Here is a 6,338-nt window from a genome sequence, read left to right on the forward strand (position 1 = left end):
CTTTTAATTGAAATTAAAGATGTGTAAGACATTATATGCAAATTGAAAAAATTATGAGTAAAACTGTGGTGACAGTATCAATGGATGACACTCTAAGTGTGGTCAAACATATCTTTGAAAATGCTAAGTTCCATCATCTGCTGGTGGTTGAAAATGGTAGATTGCAAGGTGTGATATCAGATCGAGATTTACTTAAGTCTATTAGTCCTTTTATCGGAACAGTCCAAGAAAAGGCAAGTGACACTTTTACTTTGAACAGAAAAGTTCATCAAATTATGAGTCGGCAGCCAATTACTTTGACTTCGAATGCCGATGTATACGAGGCCATCAGTTTATTCAATCAACATAATATTTCCTGTATTCCAGTGGTGAATGAAAACGGAGCGGCCGTTGGGGTATTAAGTTGGCGTGATATTCTTAAAGTGATTGAAGTCAATCACAATAACAAACTAAAACAAGCCAAATAGGTCAGCCTATTGCTTACTGTTTTGCCGTTAACCTGAACTCGGTTGTCGGGGCTATTTTTGTATCAAATTTAATTCTAGGATCATGACATGTCTCAATATTTACTCTGCTCGGAAGACGCATTAGCAACTACTTATTCTGCGGCTATTCAGCCTTTCTGGCAAAATACTGTGCAGCAGGGAAGGTTTGTAGGCGCAGGAAAAATCGATATTGCTTACGCTTTTGTATTGCACCCACAAGCAATAGGGACTGTGGTGGTGTCATCGGGTCGCATTGAGAGTTTCATCAAATATAAAGAAGTGGTGTACGACCTGTATCAAAATGGTTATTCGGTATTCATTCACGACCACAGGGGGCAAGGCTTATCGGGACGTATGTTAGACAACCCACATATCGGTTATGTCGAAAACTTCTCTAATTATGTCGCTGACTTTAAACAGTTTATAGATCTAGTCGTCTTAAAAAAAACCGAACAAAAACCTCAGTTATTATGTCATTCAATGGGTGGCGCAATTGGTGGCTTGATGGTTTTACGTTACCCAGAATTGTTTGAAAAAGTCGCGTTTTCGGCACCTATGTTTGGCATTCGTCCAGCACTACCAAATTGGTTGGCTAACACTTTGTTTTCACTGCATGGCTTGATAAGTAACAAAAACGCCTATTTTTTTGGTCAAGAAGATTATGAAAGCCAAGGTTTTGTCGGAAATGATTTAACTCAGAGTGAAGTGCGTTATCACATTTTCCGTCAAGAATACCAAGAGTCACCTCAAGTGCAGTTAGGTGGAGTGAGTGGCCATTGGCTAAGTATGGCTGCGCAAGCGATGGATCAAATAGAAAAAAATGCAGCACATTTCCCCATCCCAGCTTTAGTTATTCAAGCAGGAGCCGATCAAATTGTTGACAACAAAAGACAGAGTCGAGTAGCGGCATGTATGGCCCAAACAAAACTAATGGTGATTGACGGCTCAAGGCATGAATTATTAGAAGAGCAAGATAGCTACCGAGTGCCGTGTTTAACCGCCATCTTGGATTTTTTTAAAGCCAGCAGCTAGGACGAAAAACTTGGATTAATAGTATAAGTGTTCAATCACTTGGCGCTTTTTTGTTAGAATGAATTTTTAACTAGTGACTGAAAATATACTCATGCTCGATATTGTTTTATACCAACCTGAAATTCCGCCAAATACTGGTAATATTATCCGTCTCTGTGCGAATACTGGTTTTGCCTTACATTTAATTGAGCCTTTGGGATTTGATTGGGACGATAAAAAGGTGCGTAGGGCTGGTTTGGATTATCACGAGTTTGCTAAAGTTCAACGTTATGCCAATCTCGACGCCTATATTGCAGCACGTTCACCCAAACGCATCTTTGCCTGTACAACTAAAGGCAAAGCCTTTTTTGCAAAGGCTAAGTACCAAGCGGGTGATGCCTTATTGTTTGGTCCAGAAACCCGTGGATTGCCCAATGAGGTGATTGAGTCACTACCACCGGAGCAAAGAGTACGCATCCCCATGTTGCCTGAAAGTCGCAGTATGAACTTATCTAATGCCGTGTCAGTGTTTGTATATGAAGCATGGCGGCAAATGGACTTTGACGGAGCGGTGTAAGCAAGTCGTTTAAGGTACGTAAACTCGCACGCCTAAATATAGGCGTAGGCATCCCCGAATAAGGACGTAAGCGGCAAGCCTTGGCTGGTGAAATCGTCGCGTACCACTTTTGCCATTTCAAAGCGACCCGCAACATAGACCTGATAGTTTGCTAAATTTGGAATGTCTTCAAGTACAGCTTTATGTACCCATCCCGTTTTGCCGCTCCAATTTGTTTCAGCTTGTTCTACAACAGGTATAAAGCTGAAGTGTGGATGTTGCTGTGCCAATGTATTGAGTTCGTCGAAGGCATACATATCTTGTTTGGTGCGCGTACCCCAGTATAAAAGTATAGGGGCACTTTTTGGCTGGCTAAGAAGTTGTTGAAGTATCGACAATGTATATGAAAAACCTGTGCCGCCAGCCAGTAAAATAGTGGCTTGAGTGTCGTTTTGAACAAAGCATGCTTCTCCCAATCCGCCTTCAACTAGGATTGATTCACCTTCTTGCATTTTTTCTAATACTTGCCCTGCATATTGATTGCCGGGTTCTGCACCAATATGTAATTCAATGCTGCCATTTGCACGCGGCGCATTAGCAATAGAGAAAGGTCGCTTGTCATTTTCATTCATCACTACCTGTAGATATTGACCGGCAACAAAGCTAAGCGGAGTGATGGGTGTTAGGACTATACGTTTAACTGTGTCTGTAAGGGACTCAATTTTTTCTACCTTACATTGAATTGCTTGCATGGACTTCTTCTGGTTATATGGATACGGTTTGAATATGATTATTTGAAATAACCTTTGATATTCATCGGTTTGAGCTTTAGTCTCAGGAAGTGATTATACTTAATTTGTGAGGAATAAAAATGACATTTACGTCTGAAATGGTTGCAGAACTAAACTTACTTCTAAAGTTTCCAAATAAAAGCCTGATGCAAGGTTTGAAGATCCATAATGATGCTGAACCCGAAGTGATTGCAGCAGCTACTAGATTACATGCTAAGGGCATTGTTACTTTGCCTGATGGGGGATATTTAACCGACTTGGGTCATGATTTATTTGAACATGCCCAAGTAGTGAAAATGGCGTTAATGGAGAAATAACTGTCGTCGGCAACAAATATAAAGGTGACTCAATGTTATTTGGGTCAAACACTCAAATCATTTATAAAAATGCCTTTGTTGCCGATACAAAGAAAAGCCTAACCTTTAGATAATTTATTATGCATGTATTCAAGTCTGTATCTTTATTTTGTAGCGCCTTAGTTTTTGTTGCTGGCGTAAACGCTGCAGGTGAAATAAAGGCTGTTCAGTTATATTCGCAGGATGAATTACTCAATCTCATCAATAAAAATGAACATTTAAGCCGTGTGGTGTTAGATGATTGTCAGTTAGTACAAGACATTAAAGCTCGAGCAGAAACACTCAAAATACCCAGTTATCAGTTTTTGTGGGGTGATATGTTGGCTTGGGGCGTCTGTGTTAAAGCCGATCCTGAAAGGGGTATTAGCTTTATACACAAAGCTGCAGAGCAAGGGCTTGCGGCGGGATTAGAACAGCTAGGCCGCTATTATGCACAAGGCAAGCTAGTACAACAGGACAAAGAAAGAGCCGTGGTTTTTTTACGTGAGGCGTCAGTACTCGGGTATTTACAAGCACAAATTCAGTTAGCTGAATTGTTTATAGCAGGATATGGCAGCCCGTACGATTATGAAGATGCGTATCACTGGTTGTATAATGCCATTACCGCAGATAAAACAACGCACAAAAAGATAACTAGTTGTATGCAAGGTCTCGAAAAACTGATGCACCCTAAAGCCGTGCGCAAAGCTAAAAGGCCTCTAAATTCGTAAGTATTGCTACTTACCTAGAGTACGGCTTAAGTAGATTTAATATTTACCATTTATCTTATTTGTAGGTCACCTGTCTTAGAATATTTCACTTCCTAAAATTGATGACGTAACGTCTAAATTCTATTAATGATTTAGAGAGACTATTATGGTTTTTTTTAAACTAGTGCCGTTCGTTGCGATAGCATTGTTTGTCTTTACGGCTCATTCCAAAACCCCCGAAACAAAATTTAACCAAGATGCACCTGAGCAAGTCAGGCACTGGCAGAAGATGCTAGGCAGTTGGCGGACTACTGAAGAGAGCTTAAAACCCGATGGCTCAGGATGGAAACAAGCGGGGAGTGCAGATTGGCATTTTTATACAACCTTGAACGGTTGGGCGGTACAGGATGAATATTTCTCTCCCCCCCTGTCTGAAGAGGTAGCGCCAGCCAGCAAACGGCAAATGGGCACCAATATTCGGGTTTTTGATAATGATAAAAAGCAGTGGTTGATGATTTGGACAACCACGGCTGGTAAAGCAGTTAATTTATTTAGCGCAGAGTCCAACGACAAACAAATAGTGATGCGTTCTAAACAGAAAACACCCCAAGGAAAATATTCTCGAATCACGTTTTTTGATCTGCAAAAAAACTCCTTTGAGTGGAAACTGGAATGGTCAAATGATGGTAAAAATAACTGGTTAGAGGTACATCGTATTCATGGATTAAGAGTTAAATAAACCACTAACTGTTAAAAAGTGATATTTGCTGGGGCGCATTTAGTTATACTTAACTTAATTAAACATATTAAGTTAGGAATTTCATCGCCCCATGAGCGACGACCCACATTATCAACGGGAAAAAGAGAAATACCAGAATCCTGTTGCCAGCCGAGAATACTTGCTAGAACTTTTAGTGAAATCTGAAAAACCTTTGTCTTTTTTAGAGTTTTGTCAGTTGCTTGATGCCAAAGACGAAGACAGTCGCATTGGCATTCAGCGTCGTCTTCGCGCCATGGAGCGTGAAGGGCAAGTAGAATTTAATCGCGATAAAAAATATGCCAAGCTCAAAACCGAAGATCTTATACAAGGTCGGGTGATTGGACACCGCGACGGTTTTGGTTTTTTAAAGCGCGACGACGGCGAAAAAGACTTATTTATTCACAATGCGCAAATGTCCATGGTATTACATGGCGACTTGGTGATGGTGAAAGAAAGTGGCACCGATAACCGTGGTAGGCGCGAGGCGCGAATCGCTAAAATTGTTGAGCCGCGCACTGAGCCCATTGTAGGTCGCTATTTTTTTGAAAATAATGTGGGGGTGGTTATTCCTGATGATGCCCGTATCAACCATGAAATTATGATCCCCAAAGAACAAACTAATGGTGCCCGTCAAGGGCACATTGTTGTTGTTCAAATAGTGCAACGGCCTCGAAAGCGCGTCAATGCCATAGGTAAGATAGTAGAAGTATTGGGTGAACATATGGCGCCTGGTATGGAAATTGATATGGCGCTGCGTACCTTTGATATTCCCCATCAGTGGCCAAAGGGAGTGGATAAACAAGTCAAAGGACTCAATGAGCAGGTGCCTGAAGAAGCAAAAGCAGGGCGCATAGACCTAAGGCAATTGCCCTTAGTGACCATAGACGGTGAAGATGCGAGAGATTTTGATGATGCAGTGTTCTGCGAACCGTTAGATGAAGGCGGTTGGCAACTTTGGGTGGCCATTGCAGATGTCAGTTATTATGTGCGTCCGGGTACGGCGCTTGATAGCGAAGCACAGAATCGGGGTAACTCAGTGTACTTCCCGGAACAAGTGGTTCCTATGTTGCCTGAAGTATTATCCAATGGTCTATGTTCACTGAACCCCCAAGTTGACCGTTTGTGTATGGTGTGTGAAATGACCATCAGCAAAACTGGCAAGCTGGTAGAGCATCAATTTTACGAAGCGGTGATGAACTCCCATGCAAGGTTAACCTACACAAAAGTGTGGGACATATTACAAGGTAACCCCGAGCTTCATAAACGCTATGCCGAGCAAGTGCCTCACTTAAAAAATTTACATGATATGTATCGCGTATTAAAACGTACCCGCCATCAGCGGGGTGCTATTGAGTTTGAAACCCAAGAAAGTAAATTTGTGTTTAATGCCCAGCGTAAAATTGACAATATAGTGCCCGTCACCCGTAACGACGCCCATAAACTCATCGAAGAATGTATGATTTTGGCGAATGTCTCGGCGGCACAAACTTTGACAAAACATCAAGCTGAAGCCTTGTATCGAATTCATGATGAACCTGATTCAGATAGACTCGGGGCTTTTTTGTCCTATCTAGGCGAAGTGGGGATCACTCACAAAATTGGCAGCGAAGTGTCTCCTCAAGAATTCACTGACGTTATCGAGAAGATCCAAGGCAGAGCCGATCAAGAGCTTATTCAAACTATGTTGTTA

At 41.6% G+C, this 6,338-nt stretch carries 8 protein-coding genes; 7 read left to right on the forward strand and 1 reads right to left on the reverse strand.

Annotation, left to right across the window (positions count from 1 at the left end; all coding sequences use genetic code 11):
• Positions 1–35 precede the first annotated feature (35 nt).
• The 3 genes from Q0688_RS24835 to trmL all read left to right on the forward strand — a co-directional run bounded on the left by Q0688_RS24835 (position 36) and on the right by trmL (position 2,073).
• Positions 36–467, forward strand: a complete 432-nt coding sequence (locus tag Q0688_RS24835; protein ID WP_299083759.1) for a CBS domain-containing protein — start codon at positions 36–38, stop codon at positions 465–467.
• Positions 468–554: 87 nt separating this feature from the next.
• Positions 555–1,517, forward strand: coding sequence for an alpha/beta fold hydrolase (locus Q0688_RS24840; RefSeq protein ID WP_299083762.1), 963 nt, complete (start codon positions 555–557; stop codon positions 1,515–1,517).
• A 91-nt stretch (positions 1,518–1,608) separates the two neighbouring features.
• Complete coding sequence (gene trmL, locus Q0688_RS24845) at positions 1,609–2,073, forward strand: tRNA (uridine(34)/cytosine(34)/5-carboxymethylaminomethyluridine(34)-2'-O)-methyltransferase TrmL (protein ID WP_299083784.1); 465 nt, start codon at positions 1,609–1,611, stop codon at positions 2,071–2,073.
• A 32-nt stretch (positions 2,074–2,105) separates the two neighbouring features.
• Here the strand turns inward: trmL and fre are convergent, their stop codons facing one another.
• On the reverse strand, positions 2,106–2,804 hold the full coding sequence (fre, locus tag Q0688_RS24850; RefSeq protein ID WP_299083765.1) for an NAD(P)H-flavin reductase: 699 nt from the start codon (positions 2,802–2,804) through the stop codon (positions 2,106–2,108).
• A gap of 119 nt (positions 2,805–2,923) precedes the next feature.
• On the opposite strand from fre, the gene Q0688_RS24855 reads away from it, so the two are divergent.
• From Q0688_RS24855 to rnr, 4 genes are all read left to right on the forward strand, one after another.
• Positions 2,924–3,160, forward strand: coding sequence for a TIGR02647 family protein (locus tag Q0688_RS24855; protein ID WP_299083768.1), 237 nt, complete (start codon positions 2,924–2,926; stop codon positions 3,158–3,160).
• 119 nt (positions 3,161–3,279) lie between these two features.
• Positions 3,280–3,909, forward strand: coding sequence for a tetratricopeptide repeat protein (locus Q0688_RS24860; RefSeq protein WP_299083771.1), 630 nt, complete (start codon positions 3,280–3,282; stop codon positions 3,907–3,909).
• A gap of 145 nt (positions 3,910–4,054) precedes the next feature.
• Positions 4,055–4,627 (forward strand): hypothetical protein, encoded by a 573-nt coding sequence (locus tag Q0688_RS24865; protein WP_299083774.1) that lies wholly within the window; start codon positions 4,055–4,057, stop codon positions 4,625–4,627.
• 91 nt (positions 4,628–4,718) lie between these two features.
• On the forward strand, positions 4,719–6,338 hold a 1,620-nt coding region (rnr, locus tag Q0688_RS24870), incomplete at its 3' end, for a ribonuclease R (RefSeq protein ID WP_299083778.1).

The organism is uncultured Paraglaciecola sp. (assembly GCF_937123705.1).
Taxonomy (GTDB): Bacteria; Pseudomonadota; Gammaproteobacteria; order Enterobacterales; family Alteromonadaceae; genus Paraglaciecola.